The 17264-nt window shown below is 72.6% G+C and carries 12 protein-coding genes; 10 read left to right on the top strand and 2 right to left on the bottom strand.

Annotated elements, in window-relative coordinates:
• Window positions 1-206 precede the first annotated feature (206 nt).
• The 3 genes from ACZ4U4_RS07485 to ACZ4U4_RS07475 all read left to right on the top strand — a co-directional run bounded on the left by ACZ4U4_RS07485 (window position 207) and on the right by ACZ4U4_RS07475 (window position 4998).
• Window positions 207-890 carry a class I SAM-dependent DNA methyltransferase gene (locus ACZ4U4_RS07485; protein ID WP_467869977.1) on the top strand — a complete coding sequence of 228 codons (684 nt, stop codon included), beginning with the start codon at window positions 207-209 and terminating at the stop codon, window positions 888-890.
• An 85-nt stretch (window positions 891-975) separates the two neighbouring features.
• Entirely contained in the window at window positions 976-3279 is a 2304-nt protein-coding gene (locus ACZ4U4_RS07480) for a SpoIIE family protein phosphatase (RefSeq protein WP_467869975.1), read from the top strand.
• A gap of 255 nt (window positions 3280-3534) precedes the next feature.
• Window positions 3535-4998 (top strand): catalase, encoded by a 1464-nt coding sequence (locus ACZ4U4_RS07475; protein WP_467869973.1) that lies wholly within the window; start codon window positions 3535-3537, stop codon window positions 4996-4998.
• Between the two features lie 69 nt (window positions 4999-5067).
• Here the strand turns inward: ACZ4U4_RS07475 and ACZ4U4_RS07470 are convergent, their stop codons facing one another.
• A complete protein-coding gene (locus ACZ4U4_RS07470) occupies window positions 5068-7362 on the bottom strand; it encodes a transglycosylase domain-containing protein (RefSeq protein WP_467869971.1) in 2295 nt (764 codons plus the stop codon).
• A 311-nt stretch (window positions 7363-7673) separates the two neighbouring features.
• Here ACZ4U4_RS07470 and ACZ4U4_RS07465 point away from each other — a divergent pair, with 311 nt between their 5' ends.
• The 5 genes from ACZ4U4_RS07465 to ACZ4U4_RS07445 all read left to right on the top strand — a co-directional run bounded on the left by ACZ4U4_RS07465 (window position 7674) and on the right by ACZ4U4_RS07445 (window position 12822).
• The gene (locus ACZ4U4_RS07465) at window positions 7674-8639 is read left to right on the top strand and encodes an SPFH domain-containing protein (RefSeq protein ID WP_467869969.1); all 966 of its coding nucleotides are present in this window, start codon (window positions 7674-7676) and stop codon (window positions 8637-8639) included.
• Window positions 8636-8917: a type II toxin-antitoxin system antitoxin gene (locus ACZ4U4_RS07460; RefSeq protein WP_467869967.1), complete on the top strand. Its 282-nt coding sequence runs from the start codon at window positions 8636-8638 to the stop codon at window positions 8915-8917. Before ACZ4U4_RS07465 ends, ACZ4U4_RS07460 begins: the two co-directional genes overlap by 4 nt.
• 177 nt (window positions 8918-9094) lie before the next feature.
• The gene (locus tag ACZ4U4_RS07455; protein ID WP_467869965.1) at window positions 9095-9781 is read left to right on the top strand and encodes an ABC transporter ATP-binding protein; all 687 of its coding nucleotides are present in this window, start codon (window positions 9095-9097) and stop codon (window positions 9779-9781) included.
• On the top strand, window positions 9778-12165 hold the full coding sequence (locus ACZ4U4_RS07450; RefSeq protein ID WP_467869963.1) for an ABC transporter permease: 2388 nt from the start codon (window positions 9778-9780) through the stop codon (window positions 12163-12165). Before ACZ4U4_RS07455 ends, ACZ4U4_RS07450 begins: the two co-directional genes overlap by 4 nt.
• Window positions 12166-12297: 132 nt before the next feature.
• Window positions 12298-12822 carry a PadR family transcriptional regulator gene (locus ACZ4U4_RS07445; protein ID WP_030287975.1) on the top strand — a complete coding sequence of 175 codons (525 nt, stop codon included), beginning with the start codon at window positions 12298-12300 and terminating at the stop codon, window positions 12820-12822.
• A 28-nt stretch (window positions 12823-12850) separates the two neighbouring features.
• On the opposite strand, the gene ACZ4U4_RS07440 is transcribed toward ACZ4U4_RS07445, so the two are convergent.
• Window positions 12851-14053, bottom strand: coding sequence for an RNA-guided endonuclease InsQ/TnpB family protein (locus ACZ4U4_RS07440; RefSeq protein ID WP_467869960.1), 1203 nt, complete (start codon window positions 14051-14053; stop codon window positions 12851-12853).
• Between the two features lie 152 nt (window positions 14054-14205).
• On the opposite strand from ACZ4U4_RS07440, the gene ACZ4U4_RS07435 reads away from it, so the two are divergent.
• Complete coding sequence (locus tag ACZ4U4_RS07435; RefSeq protein ID WP_467869958.1) at window positions 14206-14895, top strand: ABC transporter ATP-binding protein; 690 nt, start codon at window positions 14206-14208, stop codon at window positions 14893-14895.
• Window positions 14892-17228: an ABC transporter permease gene (locus tag ACZ4U4_RS07430; RefSeq protein WP_467869956.1), complete on the top strand. Its 2337-nt coding sequence runs from the start codon at window positions 14892-14894 to the stop codon at window positions 17226-17228. The genes ACZ4U4_RS07435 and ACZ4U4_RS07430 overlap by 4 nt, the downstream gene beginning before the upstream one ends.
• The last annotated feature ends 36 nt before the right edge of the window (window positions 17229-17264 follow it).

Below are 17264 nucleotides of genomic sequence, written 5' to 3'. Positions count from 1 at the left end.
GAAAGGCGGAGTCGGGCGAGTGAACGGGGCGATGGGTGGAAAGACGCGCCTGGGGGCAACTCCTCCGGTTGCTCGGTGGACCGGGTGCCGAGCCCCCTTGCTGCGCCCTGGGCCACGAACCGTAGGATCGTCCTCCGCGAGACTGCACAGGCGCAACTCCACCATCCACCACAGAACTTGACCGCGGGCGCAGGAGAGGCGAGGTCGTGAGCGCTGACAGCTACGACAAGTACGAGGGCCTGAACCGGTTAGCTCTGGACCGGGCGGGTCAGGCCGAGGCGTTCGACGCGATCGGCGACCGCTACGACGAAGCGTTCCCGCACAAGGACGGACAGGTCTCGTCCGCCGCATGGCTGGCCGGTGAACTGCCGTCCGGCTCGCGGGTGCTGGACGTCGGCTGCGGCACCGGTCTGCCCACCTCCCGTCAGCTCGCCGAGGCGGGCCACCGGGTGGTGGGCATCGACCTCTCCCCCACGATGGTCAAGGTGGCCGGGGAGAACGTCCCCGAGGCGGAGTTCCACCGGATGGACGTCGCGGAGCTGCGGCACGGTTCGCTGGGCGACCCCGGGTCGTTCGACGGGATCACGGCGTACTTCACCCTGCTGATGCTGCCGCGCGCGGAGATTCCCTATGCGCTGCGGATGCTGCATGATCTGCTACGGCCGGGTGGGGTGATGGCCCTGTCCATGGTCGAGGCCGATGTGGACGACTTCACGATTCCGTTCCTGGGCAACTCGATCCGGGTATCGGGTTTCCTGCGTGAGGACCTGCGCCGTGTCGTGCGCGACGCCGGTTTCGACATCGCCGGGGAGGATTCCTACGCGTACGCCCCGGCCAGTACGGACGTACCACCTGAGATCCAGCTCTTTCTGCACCTGCGACGCGCTTGAGACGCAGCGGGTCAGGCGCGTCGCACCGGCGCGCTTGACACGCGGCGCGTCGGGCGCGCAGCCCCGGACGGATGGAATCCCACGCGTGACGGAGCACCCAACCTCCCACCACCTGCGGCAGCCGGTCCCGCCTGCCGCTCCTTCGGCGTCCCCTGCGCGGGGCCCGGGCTCCTCGCCGCTCGGCGGGGTGCCGGATCCGCGCAGCGCCCTCCAGCAGCCGGGGGCGGCGGGCTTCGCCCCGCTGCCCGGGGCCGGTTTCGCCGTACGCGGTGAGAACGGCGCGGCCGCCGGGCCGCCGGACGCCCCGCTGGTCACGGCAGGTGCCGGGCCGGGCGGCGGCGAGCCGGTCGGGGGCCACGGCCGTCCCCGTACGGCCGGCGGTCACGCCCCGTACGACGACGGGCTGGCGGCGCGCGGTGCGGTCGGCGGGACGCAGCCGCCGGAGCAGGGTGAGCCGCGCCCCGGTGAGCCGCGGCCGGGCACCGGCCACGTACCGGCCGAGGGCATCGGGCGGCCACGGGAGGGCGGCCGGTCGCGGCCGCCGGGTGACGGCGGGTCGTCCGGCGCGTTCGTGCCGCCGCCCGCGGGTGCGGTGGGCGGCGCGGCGCCGGTTCCTCCGGCGCGGGCGGACCATCCGGGCGAGAGTGACGAGGCGGCGGCCGCCCGGCAGGCGGGCGGGGACCGGCTGCGGTTCATCGGCGCGGCCACCCGGCGGATCGCCCGCGGTATCGATCTCGACGAGATCGTGCTGGGGCTCTGCCGGGCGACGGTCCCGACGTTCGCCGACGCCATCCTGGTGTATCTGCGCGATCCGCTGCCGGTGGGCGACGAGCGGCCGACCGAGCCGATGGTGCTGCGGCTGCGGCGCACCGACCGCATCCCGGAGGAGCCGGACACCAACGGCATCCGGCTGCCGGTGCTGCCCGCGCAGCCCGATCTGGGTCCGGCGATGGGCGGCAGCGCGGCCGAGCTGGCCGAGGTGCTGGCCGGCGGGCCGCTGGCGGAGGTGTTGCGCGGGGTGCGGCCGCTCTTCGGCGACGTCCCGGCGGCGCGGACGGCGCTGCCGGAGCTGCTGGGTGACGGCACCCAGCTGCCGGGTGGGCGCCGGGTGATCCTGGCGCCGCTGCGCGGCCGCCGCCGGGTGATCGGCGCGGCGGTGTTCCTGCGCCGCCCGGACCGTCCGGCGTTCGAGGGCGACGATCTGCTGGTGGCGGCGCAGCTGGCGACGCACACCGCGCTCGGTGTGGACAAGGCGGTGCTCTACGGCCGCGAGGCGTACATCGCCGACGCGCTGCAGCGCACGATGCTGCCGGACTCGCTGCCGCAGCCCACCGGCGTCCGCCTGGCCAGCCGCTATCTGCCGGCCGCGGAGACGGCGCGGGTGGGCGGCGACTGGTACGACGCGATTCCGCTGCCGGGCAGCCGGGTGGCGCTGGTCGTCGGGGATGTCATGGGGCATTCGATGACCTCGGCGGCGATCATGGGGCAGCTGCGGACGACGGCGCAGACGCTGGCCGGGCTGGATCTGCCGCCGCAGGAGGTCCTGCACCACCTCGACGAACAGGCGCAGCGGCTGGGTTCGGACCGCATGGCGACCTGCCTGTACGCGGTGTACGACCCGGTGGCGCACCGCATCATCGTGGCGAACGCGGGACATCCGCCGCCCGTCATGCTGCACCGCGGCGGCCGGGCGGAGGTGCTGCGGGTCCCGGCGGGTGCGCCCATCGGGGTCGGCGGTGTGGACTTCGAGGCGGTGGAGCTGGACGCCCCGGCCGGCGCCACGCTGGTCCTCTACACCGACGGTCTGGTGGAGTCGCGGATCCGTGACGTGTGGACGGGCATCGAGCAGCTGCGGGAGCGGCTGGCGGAGACGGCGCGGCTGACGGGCCCCAACCCGCCGCCGCTGGAGCCGCTCTGCGACGAGGTGCTGGACATGCTCGGGCCCGGCGACCGCGACGACGACATCGCGTTGCTGGCGGCGAGATTCGACGGGATAGCACCCAGCGATGTCGCCTACTGGTATCTCGATCCGAAGGCCCAGACGGCGGGGCAGGCGCGCCGGCTGGCCCGGCGGGCGCTGTCGCGCTGGGGCCTGGAGGAGCTGACGGATCAGGTGGAGCTGCTGGTCAGCGAGGTGGTGACCAATGCGGTGCGGTATGCGGAGCGGCCGGTGACGCTGCGGCTGTTGCGGACGGATGTGCTGCGCTGCGAGGTCGGCGACGACGTGCCGCAGCTGCCGCGGCTGCGGCAGGCACGCCCGTCGGACGAGGGCGGGCGCGGTCTGTATCTCGTCAACCGCATGGCGCGGCGCTGGGGCGCCACCCGGCTGAGCATGGGCAAGGTCGTCTGGTTCGAGCTGTCGATGCCGCCGGGCGCCGGTCCGCGCTGATCACCCGGCCGGGCGCGTGGTGCGTGCGGCGTGCGGGAGCCCCGTCCGGGCAGCCGGGCGGGGCTCCGTCGTGTGCGGCGGCGGGCCGGGGCCGGGTGCCGGGCGGGGCCTTCGTACGTGTGGGTGCGTCCTGTGCGGGGCGGCTGGGGCAGGGTTGCCGACATGCCGTCGGCGGAGTTGACTGCTTGGGTGGACAAAAGGGACTGACTGACCCCCCACTCCCCCACTTCCCAGTCGAAACGGAGGCGCTCCTCCATGTCCAGGCCCGCGCAGAACGTCCCGCACACAACGAACAACGCCGGTATCGCCGTCGGGAGCGACGAGAACTCGCTGACCGTCGGCCCCGACGGTCCGATCCTGCTGCACGACCACTACACGATCGAGAAGATGGCCCAGTTCAACCGGGAACGGGTCCCCGAGCGGGTGGTGCACGCCAAGGGCAGCGGCGCGTACGGCTTCTTCAAGGTCACCAACGACGTCAGCCAGTTCACCAAGGCGGATCTCTTCCAGCCGGGCAAGACGACGGAGATGCTGGCCCGCTTCTCGACCGTCGCCGGTGAGCAGGGCTCCCCCGACACCTGGCGTGACCCGCGCGGTTTCGCCCTGAAGTTCTACACCGAGCACGGCAACTACGACCTGGTGGGCAACAACACCCCGGTGTTCTTCGTCCGCGACACGATCAAGTTCCAGGACTTCATCCGCTCGCAGAAGCGCCGCCCGGACAACGGGCTGCGCGACAACGACATGCAGTGGGACTTCTGGACGCTGTCGCCGGAGTCCGCCCACATGGTCACCTGGCTGATGGGCGACCGCGGCATCCCCAAGAACTACCGGCACATGAATGGCTACGGCTCGCACACGTACATGTGGGTCAACGCCGGAGGGGAGAAGTTCTGGATCAAGTACCACTTCAAGACCGACCAGGGCATCGACTTCCTCACGCAGGCGGACGCCGACCGGCTGGCCGGGGTGGACGCCGACGTCCACCGCCGGGACCTCCATGACGCGATCGAGAGCGGCAACGCCCCCTCGTGGACGCTGTATGTGCAGGTCATGCCGTTCGACGACGCGCCGGACTACCGCTTCAACCCGTTCGATCTGACGAAGGTGTGGCCGCACGGCGACTACCCGCTGATCGAGGTCGGGCGGATGACGCTGAACCGGAACCCGGAGGACTACTTCATCCACATCGAGCAGGCGGCGTTCGAACCGTCGAACCTCGTGCCGGGCATCGGCCCGTCGCCGGACAAGATGCTGCTGGGACGGCTGTTCTCGTACCCGGACACGCACCGGTACCGGATCGGCCCGAACTACGCCCAGCTGCCGCCGAACCGGGCGCACGTCCCGGTCCACTCGTACGCCAAGGACGGGCCGATGCGGTTCGACCCGGCCCGTACGGCCCGGCCGTACGCGCCGAACTCCTACGGGGGCCCGGCGGCGGCCGCGCAGGAGGGCACGGACCCGGTGGGCTGGGAGACCGCCGGTGAGCTGGTCCGGGAGGCGTACACCAAGCGCCGGGAGGACGACGACTTCGGGCAGCCGGGGACGATGGTCCGCAAGGTGCTGGACGACGCGGCGCGCGACCGGCTGGTGAGCAATGTTGCCGGGCATCTGCTCAACGGCGTGAGCAAGCCGGTGCTGGAGCGGGCGTTCCAGTACTGGCGCAACGTCGACAAGGAGCTGGGCGACCGGATCGCCAAGAAGGTCAACGGCGGCTGACCCGCCGCCGCACGGCCGCGGCCCCCGCCCCGTGGGTACGGGGCGGGGGCCGCGGGCTGTGCGGGCGGGTCAGTTCAGTCCGTTGAGGCCGTCGGTGGCACCGCCGGCGCCGTTGCCCGCGCCGCCGGCACCGGTGCCGTTGTTGCCGCCGTTGCCCGCGCCGCCGTTGGCGCCGCCCGGGCCGCCGGTGGTGCCGCTGTTGGTACCGCCGGTGCCGGGGTCGGTCGGGGCCGAGCCGGTGTCGGTGGGCGTCGGGTCGCCGGAGTCGGTCGGCGTCGGGTCGTCGGTCGGCGTGCCCGACGGGCTCTCCGTCTCGGTCGGGGTGCCGGACGGCGTCTCCGACGGCGGGGCGGTGTCGGTCGGCGGGGGCGGCGGGGCCACGCCCATGCCCGAGTCGGCGTCCAGGTCGAAGGTGGCGCCGGCGTCGGAGCCGAGCGCGCCCGCGTTGTAGGCGGCCCACACCTGTGCCGGGTACCCGCCACCGTTGACGCGGCCGCCGCCACCGGCGCCGCGGAGGGTGACCTGCTTACCGCCCTCGGCCTCGCCGAACATGCCGACGGCGGTGACCAGCTTGGGCGTGTAGCCGACGAACCACGCCGACTTGTTGTCGTCGGAGGTGCCGGTCTTGCCCGCCGCCTGGTACGAGGTGGCCCGCACCGCGGTGGCCGTACCGTCGTCGACCACACCGCGCAGCACGGAGGTGACGGTGTCGGCGGTCTTGCGGCTGAGCACCTGGTCACCGATGGGGTCGGGCAGGTCCGGCTCCGGGTCGGTGGCGTGCTCGGCCTTGGTGACCAGGGTCGGGGTGACCTTCCGGCCGTGGTTGTCGAAGGTCGCGTAGACGCCGGCCATCTGGACGGGGCTGGCGCCCATGGAGCCGAGGGTCATGGCGGGCTGGACGTCCATCCGGGCGCCGTTCATGCCCAGCGAGGTCGCGGTCTTCTTCAGGCTGTCGAGGCCGACATCGGCGCCCATCTGCGCGAACACCGAGTTGACAGAGTTGTTCATCGCCTTCTGGACGGTGATGTTGCCGTAGCTGCGCTGGTCCTCGTTGGGCGGCGCGAACGGTGCGGTGCCGCCGGTGACCGGGCGCCGGCTGGTGCCGTCGTAGACGGTGTCGGGCGTGATCGGGCGGCCGTCCTGGGTGGTGGCGTGGTTCTCCAGGGCGGTGGCGAGGATCAGCGGCTTGAAGGTGGAGGCCGGCTGGTAGTCCTGGCGCGTCGCGTTGTTGATGTAGTGCTGGGTGTATCCGGCGCCGCCGTACATCGCGACGATGTGGCCGGTGCTCGGGTCGACGGAGGCGGCGCCGAGCTGGGCGTTCCGGTCGGCCTCGCGCAGCTTGGGGTCGAGGTCGGCGGTCAGCTTCTGCTTGACGGCCTTCTCCAGGGCGAGCTGCTTGTCCTTCTCGATGCCGAGGGTGACGGTCCAGCCGCCCAGCTCGAACTTCTTCTCGTCGACGCCGTGGGCGAAGAGTTCGTCCTTGGCGGCCTTGACGAGGTAGCCGGTGCGGCCGGTCAGCCCTTCCTGGGGCTTGGGGTCCTTCGGCACGTCGAACTTCTGCTTGTCCCGCTCGGCCTGGCTGAGCCACTTCATCTCGACCATGTTGTCGAGGGTGTAGTTCCAGCGGGCCTGGGCGCGCTTCTTGCCGTCCGGGGTGGCGATCGCCCAGTCGTACTGGTTGGGGGCCTGGAGCAGCGAGGCGAGGTAGGCGCCCTGGGAGACGGTCAGCTGGCCGGCGTCCTTGCGGTAGTACGCCTGGGCGGCGGCCTGGATGCCGTAGGCGCCGCGCCCGTAGTAGCTGGTGTTGAGGTAGCCGTCGAGGATCTCCGACTTGCCCTTCTCGGCGTCGACCTTGAGGGAGATCACGATCTCCTGGAGCTTGCGGGAGACCGTCTGCTCCTGGGAGAGGTAGTAGTTCTTGACGTACTGCTGGGTGATCGTGGAGCCACCCTGCTTGCCCTGGCCGCGGAGGGTGTTGTAGATGCCGCGGAAGGTGCCCTTGAGGTCGACGCCGGAGTCGTCGTAGAAGGTCTTGTTCTCGGCGGCGACGAAGGCGTGCTGCACCTTCAGGGGCACCTGGCTGAGCGGGACGCTCTCGCGGTTGAGCTTGCCGGTGCGGGCGAGCACCTTGCCGTCGGCGTACTTGTAGACGTTGCTCTGCGCCGTGGCGATTTCGGTGCCCGCCGCGGGGACGTCGACGTAGAAGTACAGGCCGAAGGCGCCGGCTATGCCGAGCAGGCATATCCCGAAGAAGGTGCCGAGCATCTTCTTCCAGGTGAAGAGGCGGCGTATCCGGCCCTTCGGGCGCCGGGGTCCGGTCCCGCGGCTCCCCTGCCGCGTTCGTGTCGCGTCCGCTCGGCCCATGGCTCCTGTCACTTTCGTCGTACCGCCCCCAGTTGAGGGCTGCCCCCGTGATCGCCGGTGGGACAGCCGTTGGGTCAGCTGTTGAAGCTAACACCGCATCTGCCCCCAAATGCTCATCGATCAAGGGGTTTTCCTACGTGACAAAGAGCACCTGACGCGACGGAACCGCGGACGGGGTTGCGCATCGGCCGGACAGGGGCGTTAAAGTGATATCACTTTGATGAGTCGGTGAGATCGCACCGGGGACCGCCCGGGCGCGCCGCCGACCCCGCGTCCGGCGCTCCGGGCGCGTCACGAGAAACGGGGCTCCCATGTCCGAGACCACACCCGCCACCCCGCCCGAGGGCGGGGCACCGCTCGCCGATACGCCCGAGATGCCCGCCCCGCAGGTCCGCGAGAAGGCCGCGCACAGCATTCCGGGCGGCCTGGCGCTGCTGCTGACGACGATCGGTGTCTTCCTCGGCATCGCGATGATCATCGGCGGCGGGGTCGCCGGTTCGGGCGGCAGCTCCGGGCTCGCCGCCGCGCTGATCATCGTCGGCATCCTGACGCTGCTGACGTCGATCTTCTGCATGACGGGCGTGAAGATGGTGGCGCCGGGCGAGGCGCGGGTGATCCAGCTCTTCGGCCGGTACGTCGGCACCATCCGCACCGACGGTCTGCGCTGGGTCAACCCGCTGACCAGCGCCCGGAAGATCTCCACCCGGGTGCGGAACCACGAGACCGCGGTACTGAAGGTCAACGACGCGTACGGCAACCCGATCGAGCTGGCGTCGATCGTCGTCTGGCAGGTCGAGGACACCGCGCAGGCGCTCTTCGAGGTGGACGACTTCCTGGAGTTCGTCTCGACCCAGACCGAGGCGGCGGTCCGCCACATCGCGATCGAGTACCCCTACGACGCGCACGACGAGGACGCCCTGTCGCTGCGCGGCAACGCCGAGGAGATCACCGAGAAGCTCGCCGCCGAGCTGACCGCCCGAGTGCAGGCGGCCGGTGTACGGATCATCGAGTCCCGCTTCAGCCACCTCGCCTACGCACCCGAGATCGCCTCGGCGATGCTCCAGCGGCAGCAGGCCGGTGCGGTGGTCGCGGCGCGGCAGCAGATCGTGGAGGGCGCGGTCGGCATGGTCGAGCAGGCGCTGGTGCGCATCAGCGAGCAGGGCATCGTCGAGCTGGACGAGGAGCGCAAGGCGGCCATGGTCGGCAATCTGATGGTGGTGCTGTGCGGTGACCGCGCCGCCCAGCCGGTACTGAACACGGGCTCGCTCTACCAGTGAGTGACGAGAGCCCCGCGGGCCCGGGCGGCGACGCCCGCAGGCCCGCGCGACGGCCGCAGCAGCGCAAGCAGGTGCTGCTGCGGCTGGACCCGCTGATCCACGACGCCCTGACCCGCTGGGCCGGTGACGAGCTCCGCAGCACCAACGCGCAGGTCGAGTTCCTGCTGCGGAAGGCACTGGCGGACGCGGGCCGGCTGCCGCGCGGCGCGGGCGGACCGCCCCGGCGGGGACGGCCGCCGAAGGCACCGGAGACCGGGGCGGACGGGGCGGCGGGCTGACCGGTCCGTCACCCCGTCCGCCCGGCCCGCTCCCGGGCCGGACCGATCGCCCACGAGCCCACCGGCCCCCGGAATCCCACCCCACCTCCCTCTCTATACACGCGATGTATACACCTCGTGTAGAGTGCGGCGCATGCTCCACGGACGCCCCTTGCCCGCACCCCCGGAGGCCCGCCCATGACCCCGTCCGGCTCACTGCTCCACGCCGGTGGCCTGCACAAGACGTACGGCGCGACGCCCGCGCTGGACGGCGCGGAGTTCTCCCTCCACCCCGGCGAGGTCGTCGCCGTCCTCGGCCCGTCCGGCTCCGGGAAATCGACGCTGCTGCACTGCCTCGCCGGGATCGTCCAGCCGGACCGCGGCACCGTCCGCTACGGCGACCGCGACCTCACCGCCATGAGCGACGCCGAGCACAGCGCCCTGCGCCGCAGCGACTTCGGCTTCGTCTTCCAGTTCGGCCAACTCGTCCCCGAACTCACCTGCCTGGAGAACGTCGCCCTGCCGATGCGGCTGGCCGGTGCGGCCCGCAAGGCGGCCGAGGCGCAGGCCCGCGACTGGCTGGCGCGGCTGGAGGTGGACCCCGTCGCCGGGCGCCGCCCCGGCGAGGTCTCCGGCGGCCAGGGCCAGCGCGTCGCCGTCGCCCGCGCCCTCGCCACCCGCCCCCGCGTCCTCTTCGCCGACGAGCCGACCGGCGCCCTGGACTCCCTCAACGGCGAACGTGTCATGGGCCTGCTCACCGACGCCGCCCGCGAGACCCGGGCGGCCGTCGTCCTCGTCACCCACGAGACCCGCGTCGCCGCCTACTCCGACCGCGAGGTCGTCGTCCGCGACGGCAAGGTCAGGGAAACGGTGGCCGCCGTATGACGCACCCACCGCACCGGCCGCCCGCACCGCCGCACGGCCCGGCGGTCTGGCTGCGCGACCTCGGCATGGGGCTGCGGTTCGCCGCCGCCGGGGGCCGCGAGGGCTGGACCCGTACGCTGCTGACCGCCGTCGGCGTCGGCCTCGGCGTTCTGCTGCTGCTCGGCGCCGCCTCGGTCCCGCACCTCATGGAGGGCCGCCACGAACGCGCCATGGCCCGGCAGATCCTCAACGGCGACGAGCCGCCGCCCGCCTCCGCCCGCACCGTGATCGCCACCGACGCCGGCACCACCTTCCGCGACCAGCGGGTCTTCGGCCTCCGACTGCACCCCGAGGGGCCCGGGGCCCCGCTCCCGCCGGGCGTCACCGCGTACCCGCGCCCCGGCACGATGGCGGTCTCCCCCGCCCTGCGCTCCCTGCTCGCCTCGCCCGACGGGGCCCTGCTCCGCGAGCGGCTGCCGTACGTGATCACCGGCACCATCGCCGACAGCGGACTCGTCGGCCCCAAGGAGCTGGCGTACTACCTGACCAGCGACGTCCCCCTGAAGGCGGAGGACGGCTTCCGGCTGACCCACTTCGGCGTCGACGCCTCGGGCGACCAGCCGATGAGCCCGACACTGCTGATGCTGATCTTCATCGCGTACGTGGTGCTGCTGATGCCGACGGCCGTCTTCATCGCCACCGCGATCCGCTTCGGCGGCGACCGCCGCGACCGGCGGCTGGCCGCGCTCCGGCTGGTCGGCGCGGACCTCGCCACCACCCGCCGGATCGCCGCGGGCGAGGCCCTCTTCGGCGCACTGTGCGGACTGGCGCTGGGCACCGTGCTGTTCCTGATCTGCCGGATGTACGCGGGCTCCCTCACGCTCTGGGACATCAACGCCTTCCCCTCCGACGTGACACCGCTCCCGGCGCTGGCCGCGCTGATCGCGGTGGCCGTGCCGGTCGCCGCCCTCGCCGTCGCCCTCGTCACGCTGCGCGGCGTCGCCATCGAACCGCTCGGCGTGGTCCGTGGCCGTACGGTCCGGCGCCGGCGGCTGTGGTGGCGGCTTCCGCTGCTGATCGGCGGCCCGGCGATCCTGCTGCTGGGCGGCCCCCTCGACCCGCGGGACCGCGGCGCCGGCGCCTATCCGGCCGCGGCGGGCGCGGCGCTCACGCTGTGCGGGGTCACCGCGGTGCTGCCGTGGGTGATCGAGGCGGTCGTGGGCCGGCTCGGCCGCGGGCCGGTCGCCTGGCAGCTCGCCGTCCGCAGGCTCCAGTTGAGCGGCGGCACCGCGGCCCGCGCGGTCAGCGGCATCTGCGTCGCGGTGGCCGGGGCGCTGGCGCTGCAACTGCTGGTCACCGCGCTCCAGAGCGACTTCGTCCGCCGCACCGGGCAGGACCCCGGCCGCGCCCAGATGTCCGTGTCGCTGCCGGAGTCCTCCGGCGCCGCGCTCCGCCGCGCCGCCGACCGGCTGACGGCGGCGGAGGGCGTCCGCACCACCCGCACGCTGGTCCATGCGACCGTGACCCGCCCCGGCCCGCCGCCCAAGGGCGAGGAGTATCCGCCCGTCGCCCCGGTGATCGTCGGCGACTGCGCCGCGCTGCGCGAGGTGGCGGACACCGGCCCCTGCCACGACGGCGACACCTTCCTCGCCGTCCGCGGCGGCCCGGCGGTCGACGCCGCGACGGTCCGCCGGACCGCCCACCCCGGCGGCCAGGTCCAGCTCAACGCCGACGGGGACACCGGCAAGCCGCACGGCACGCCCCGCCTGTGGACCGTCCCGGAGCGGACCCGCGAGGTCACCGCCCGCAAGGACCCGACGGGCGCCCTCTCGGTCGGCGTCCTCGCCACCCCCGGCGCCCTCGACACCGCCCGGCTCCAGGCGCCGTGGGCGCACGTCCTGATCCGTACGGATCCGGGGGTGCCCGACGCCGAGGAGCACGTCCGCAACGCCGCCGCCAGGCTGGGCCCGGACGTGTCCGCCTCGACGCTGCACGACACCGAGAGCGACGCCCAGTACGCCAGCGTGCACACCGGACTGCTGCTCGGCTCGACCGTGACGATGGCGCTGGTCGCCGCCGGATTGCTGGTCACCACCGTGGAGCAACTGCGCGAGCGGCGGCGGCTGCTGTCGGTGCTGGTCGCCTTCGGCACCCGCCGCTCCACCCTCGCCTGGTCGGTGCTGTGGCAGACCGCGGTGCCGATCGTGCTGGGGCTCGCCGTGGCGGTCGCCGCCGGGCTGGGGCTCGGCGCCGGGCTGCTGCGGAACGCCGGCAAGGCCGCGTACGACTGGTCGGCCATCTGGCCGCTGCCGCTCGCCGGGGGCCTGCTGGTCCTGTTGGTCACGCTGCTCAGCCTGCCGTCGCTGTGGCGGCTGATGCGCCCGGACGGCCTGCGGACGGAGTGAGCCCGCCGCCGTACGGACACGCCCCGCGCGGCCCGGTCACCCGGGCCGCGCGGGGCGTTCCGGTGCCCGCGACGGGTACGTATAAATCGAGCGTATACACCCCGGATACACCCACGACGTAAGGTGGTCGCCATGTCAATCGGTCATACGCTGCTGGGCCTCCTGGAGTCCGGTCCCCGCCATGGCTACGACCTCAAGCGGGCCTTCGACGAGCACTTCGGGCACGACCGTCCGCTGCACTACGGGCAGGTCTACTCGACGATGTCCCGGCTGCTGAAGAACGGCCTGGTCGAGGTGGACGGCGTCGAGGCCGGCGCGGGCCCCGAGCGCAAGCGGTACGCGATCACGGACGCCGGCGTCACGGACGTCGGGCAGTGGCTCAGCCGCCCGGAGAAGCCGGAGCCCTATCTCCAGTCGACGCTCTACACCAAGGTCGTCCTCGCGCTGATGACCGGCCGCGACGCCGCCGAACTCCTCGACACCCAGCGGGCCGAGCACCTGCGGCTGATGCGCGGGCTCACCGAGCGCAAGCGCCAGGGCGACCTCGCCGACCAGCTGATCTGCGACCATGCGCTCTTCCACCTGGAGGCGGACCTGCGCTGGCTGGAGCTGACCGCGGCCCGGCTCGACGGGCTGGCCCAGACGGTGCACGGTTGACGCTCTCCCCCCTGAAGGAGGGAGATTCCTACGGCTCGCGCCGTGAGACTTCCTGTTTCATCGCCGACTGCCCGCCCGGAGAACTCCGTTGAGGTCTTACACCAGCTCCGCAGGCCGAAACCGCCCGTCCGGCGGCCAGAAGATTGTTCGCTGCGTTCACGTCCCGGTCATGGGTCGTGCCGCACTGCGGACACGTCCACTCCCGGACGCTGAGCGGCATGCCGCTGTTGAGGTGCCCGCACCCGGGAGTGGAACACAGTCTGGACGAGGGGAACCACCTGTCCACAGCGATCACCTGCCGCCCGTACCAGGCCGCCTTGTACTCCAGCATGCTCCGGAACTCGGCCCATGCCGCGTCGCTGATGGCGCGGGCCATGCTCCTGTTCCTGACCATGTTGCGCACGGCCAGATCCTCGATCACGAGCGTTTGGTTTTCGCGCACGAGCCGAGTGGTCAGCTTATGGAGGTGGTCACGGCGCCGGTCGGCGATCCGGGCGTAGACCTTGGCGACCTTGCGCCGGGCCTTGGCCCGGTTCGCCGACCCCTTGGCCTTCTTCGCAAGATTGCGCTGAGCCTTGGCGAGCCGGGCCCGGTCACGACGCTCATGCCTGGGGTTGGCGATCTTCTCCCCGGTGGAGAGCGTGAGCAGGTGATCCAGGCCGACGTCGATACCGACGGCCGTACCAAGGGCGGGGAGAGGCTTGACGCCAGGGTCCTCGCACAGCATCGAAACGAACCAGCGTCCCGCCGCATCCTGGGACACGGTCACCGTCGAAGGGCCGACGCCCTCGGGCAGTGGCCAGGACCAGCGGATGTCCAGCGGTTCGGACATCTTCGCCAGCGTGAGCTTCCCGTCCCGGAAGCGGAAACCCGAGGTGGTGTACTCGGCAGACTTCCGGGATTTCCGCTTCGACTTGAAGCGCGGGTACTTGCTCCGCCTGGCGAAGAAGCTGGTGAACGCTGCCTGAAGATGCCTCAGCGCCTGCTGGAGCGGAACACTGGAAACCTCGTTCAGGTAAGCCAGTTCCCCGGTCTTCTTCCACGCCGTCAGCATGGCGGAGGTGGCGTGGTAGTTGACCCGTTCCTGCCGCGCCCACGCCTCGGTGCGGGCGGCGAGCGCCAAGTTGTAGACCTTCCGCACGCATCCGAACGTGCGGGACAGCTCGGCTGCCTGCGCGTCGGTCGGATAGAAGCGGTACTTGAACGCCCGCTTCACGTGAGCGTTGGCCACGCTCACAAACTAGCGACGCTACTACTTAAGGCCAAAGCTGCCGGTGAGAGCAGTGCAATCCGCCCCGGCGGCGAATCCCGGCCCGTTGCCCTGCTCCGTAGGAGCCCGTTTCCTCTCCGCCCTGAAGGGCGGAGTATCCACGGAGGAATCAGATGACGCCGGAGGGTTCGCTGCTCGCCGCGAGCGACCTGCACAAGACGTACGGCGCGACGCCCGCGCTGGACGGCGCGGAGTTCTCCATCCATCCCGGTGAGGTCGTCGCCGTCCTCGGCCCGTCCGGCTCCGGCAAGTCGACGCTGCTGCACTGCCTGGCGGGGATCATCCGGCCGGACCGCGGCACCGTCCGCTACGGCGACCGCGATCTGACGACGATGAGCGACGCCGAGCGCAGCGCCTTGCGCCGCAGCGACTTCGGCTTCGTCTTCCAGTTCGGCCAACTCGTCCCCGAACTCACCTGCCTGGAGAACGTCGCCCTGCCGCTCCGCCTCAACGGCGCCCGCCGCAAGGAGGCCGAGCGGCAGGCGCGGGAGTGGCTGGCGCGGCTGGAGATCGAGGACGTGCACAAGCAGCGCCCCGGGGAGGTCTCCGGTGGCCAGGGCCAGCGCGTCGCCGTCGCCCGCGCGCTCGCCACCCGCCCCCGCGTCGTCTTCGCGGACGAGCCGACCGGCGCGCTGGACTCCCTCAACGGCGAGCGTGTGATGACGCTGCTGACCGACGCCGCCCGCGAGACGCAGGCGGCCGTCGTCCTCGTCACCCACGAGACCCGCGTCGCCGCCTACTCCGACCGCGAGATCACCGTCCGCGACGGCAAGGTGAAGGACCTGCTGGCGGGCTTGCGATGAGCGACCCGGGCCCGCCCGTGCCCGCCCGGGCGCGGGGCTGGTGCCGCGATCTGGCCCTGGGGATGCGTTTCGCCGCGAGCGGCGGCCGTGAGGGGTGGACCCGTACGGCGCTGACCGCGGTCGGGGTGGCCCTCGGCGTCGCCGTACTGCTGATCGGCGCGTCCGTACCGACGCTGATGAACGCCTGGCACGGCCGCGAGAAGGCCCGCGAGAACCTGGGCCAGCTGCACGAACCGCCGCGCGGCGACACCACGGTGCGCTACGGGAGCGCCGACACCGTCTTCCACGGGGCGCCGATCCGCGGCCGGCTGGTCCGGCCCGACGGCGCCCACCCGCCGGTGCCGCCCGGTATGGACCGGCTGCCCGGACCGGGCGAGATGCGGGTCTCCCCGGCGCTCAAGGAGCTGCTGGCCGAGCCGGACAGCGCCCTGCTGCGGCAGCGGCTCCCGTACAAGGTCATCGGCGTCATCGGCGACGCGGGGCTGAAGGGCCCGGCGGAGCTGACGTACGTCGCGGGCAGCGCGACGCTGCGCCCGCCCGCCGGGTACCGCATCGACCACTTCGGCAAGAGCTGGACCTCACGGCCGCTGACCTCGCAGGCCACCCTGCTGGTGATCATGACGTGTGTGGCGCTGCTGACGCCGGTGACGGTCTTCATCGGGACGTCCGCGCGGTTCGGCCACGACCAGCGCCAACGGCGGCTGGCGGCGCTGCGGCTGCTCGGCTCGGACATCGCCACCACCCGCCGGATCGCCGCCGGGGAGGCGCTGTTCGGCTCGGTGCTGGGGCTGGCGGGCGGCGCCGCGCTGTTCCTCGCCGCCCGGCAGTGGGCCGGGGCGTTCACCCTGTGGGACATCAACGTCTTCCCCGCCGACGTCCGGCCCGGCGCCCTGCCCGCCGTGCTCATCGCCGTCCTCGTCCCGGCCGTCTCGGTCCTGGTGACGCTGTTCGCGCAGCGCGGGGTGACGGTCGATCCGCTCGGTGTGGTGCACCGGCGGCCCGCACCGCGCCGCCGGCTGTGGTGGCGGCTGATCCCGCCGGCGCTGGGCGCGGCGCTGCTGCTCCCGATGCTCCGGCAGCGGCTCTGGGACGACTCCGCCGTCAACACCACGAAGCTGGCCGCCGGTTCGATGCTGGTGCTGTTCGGCGTCACCGCGCTGCTGCCGTGGCTGGTGGAGGCGGTGGTGAGCCGGTTGCAGGGCGGTCCGGTGCCCTGGCAGCTGGCGATCCGGCGGCTCCAGCTGTCCGGCGGTTCGGCGACCCGCGCGGTCAGCGGCATCACCGTCGCGGTGGCCGGGGCCATCGCCGTCCACATGCTCTTCACCGGTATGCAGTACGGCTTCACCCAGGCGTACGCGCGCTCCGGCGCCCTGCCCCGGATCGGCTACACCACCCACGCCGAGAGCTGGCAGCAGACCGAACGGGCGCTCGCCGCGGTGCGCGGTACGCCGGGCGCGACCGACGCCCACGGCGTCATCGCGGCCACCTTGGACACCCTGCCGACCAGCGACAGCTTCCTGAACCTCGCCATCGGCAGCTGCGCCGAACTGCGCCGGGTGGCCGCGCTGGGCTCCTGCCGCGACGGCGACGTCTTCGTGGCGCAGGGCCGCGACCGGGCGGCGCGCCCGGGCGCCACCCTCGACCTCAATCCGTCGTTCGACCCGGACGACCGCCCGACCCCGCGCCCGTGGACGGTCCCCGCCGACGCCCGCGAGGTCCCGCTCCGGCACCTGGGCGACGGGCCGGACGATCACCGGTACGAGATCCTCGCCACCCCCTCCACCGTCGACGTCCGCCGTCTGGCCATGGCCGACATGGCGCTGCGGGTCGGCTTCGACCGCTCCGTCCCGGACGCCGTCGAACAGATCCGCACCTCGTTGGCGCAGGTCACTCCGGCGCTGTACGAGGCATCGGCGGTGGACAACCCGCACGACCGGGCGTACTCCGGCGTGCGCAACGGCCTGTTCGCCGCCGCCTCGGTCACCCTGCTGCTGATCGGCGCGGGCCTGATCATCTCGACGGTGGAACAGCTCCACGAACGCCGCCGGGTCCTCTCCTCGCTCCACGCCTTCGGTGTCCGCCGCTCCGGGCTGGGCTGGTCGGTCCTGTGGCAGACCGCGGTCCCGGTCGTGCTCGGGCTGGCGCTCGCGGTCGGCTGCGGTCTGCTGCTGGGCACCCTGCTGCTGCGGATGATCAACTCCGAGGTGCGGGTCGACTGGCCGGTGGTGGCCGGTATGGCGGGCATCGGCGGCGGCGTGATCCTCTTCGTGACGGCGCTGAGCCTGCCGCCGCTGTGGCGGATGATGCGCCCGGAGGGGCTGCGGACGGAGTGAAGCGGACGGAGTGACGAGGGGCGACGGGCCGGTCGC

This window comes from Streptomyces sp. NPDC029159 (assembly GCF_055564055.1).
The sequence above is the reverse complement of the archived record's forward strand: the minus strand, read 5'-3'. Positions and strand labels throughout refer to the sequence as shown.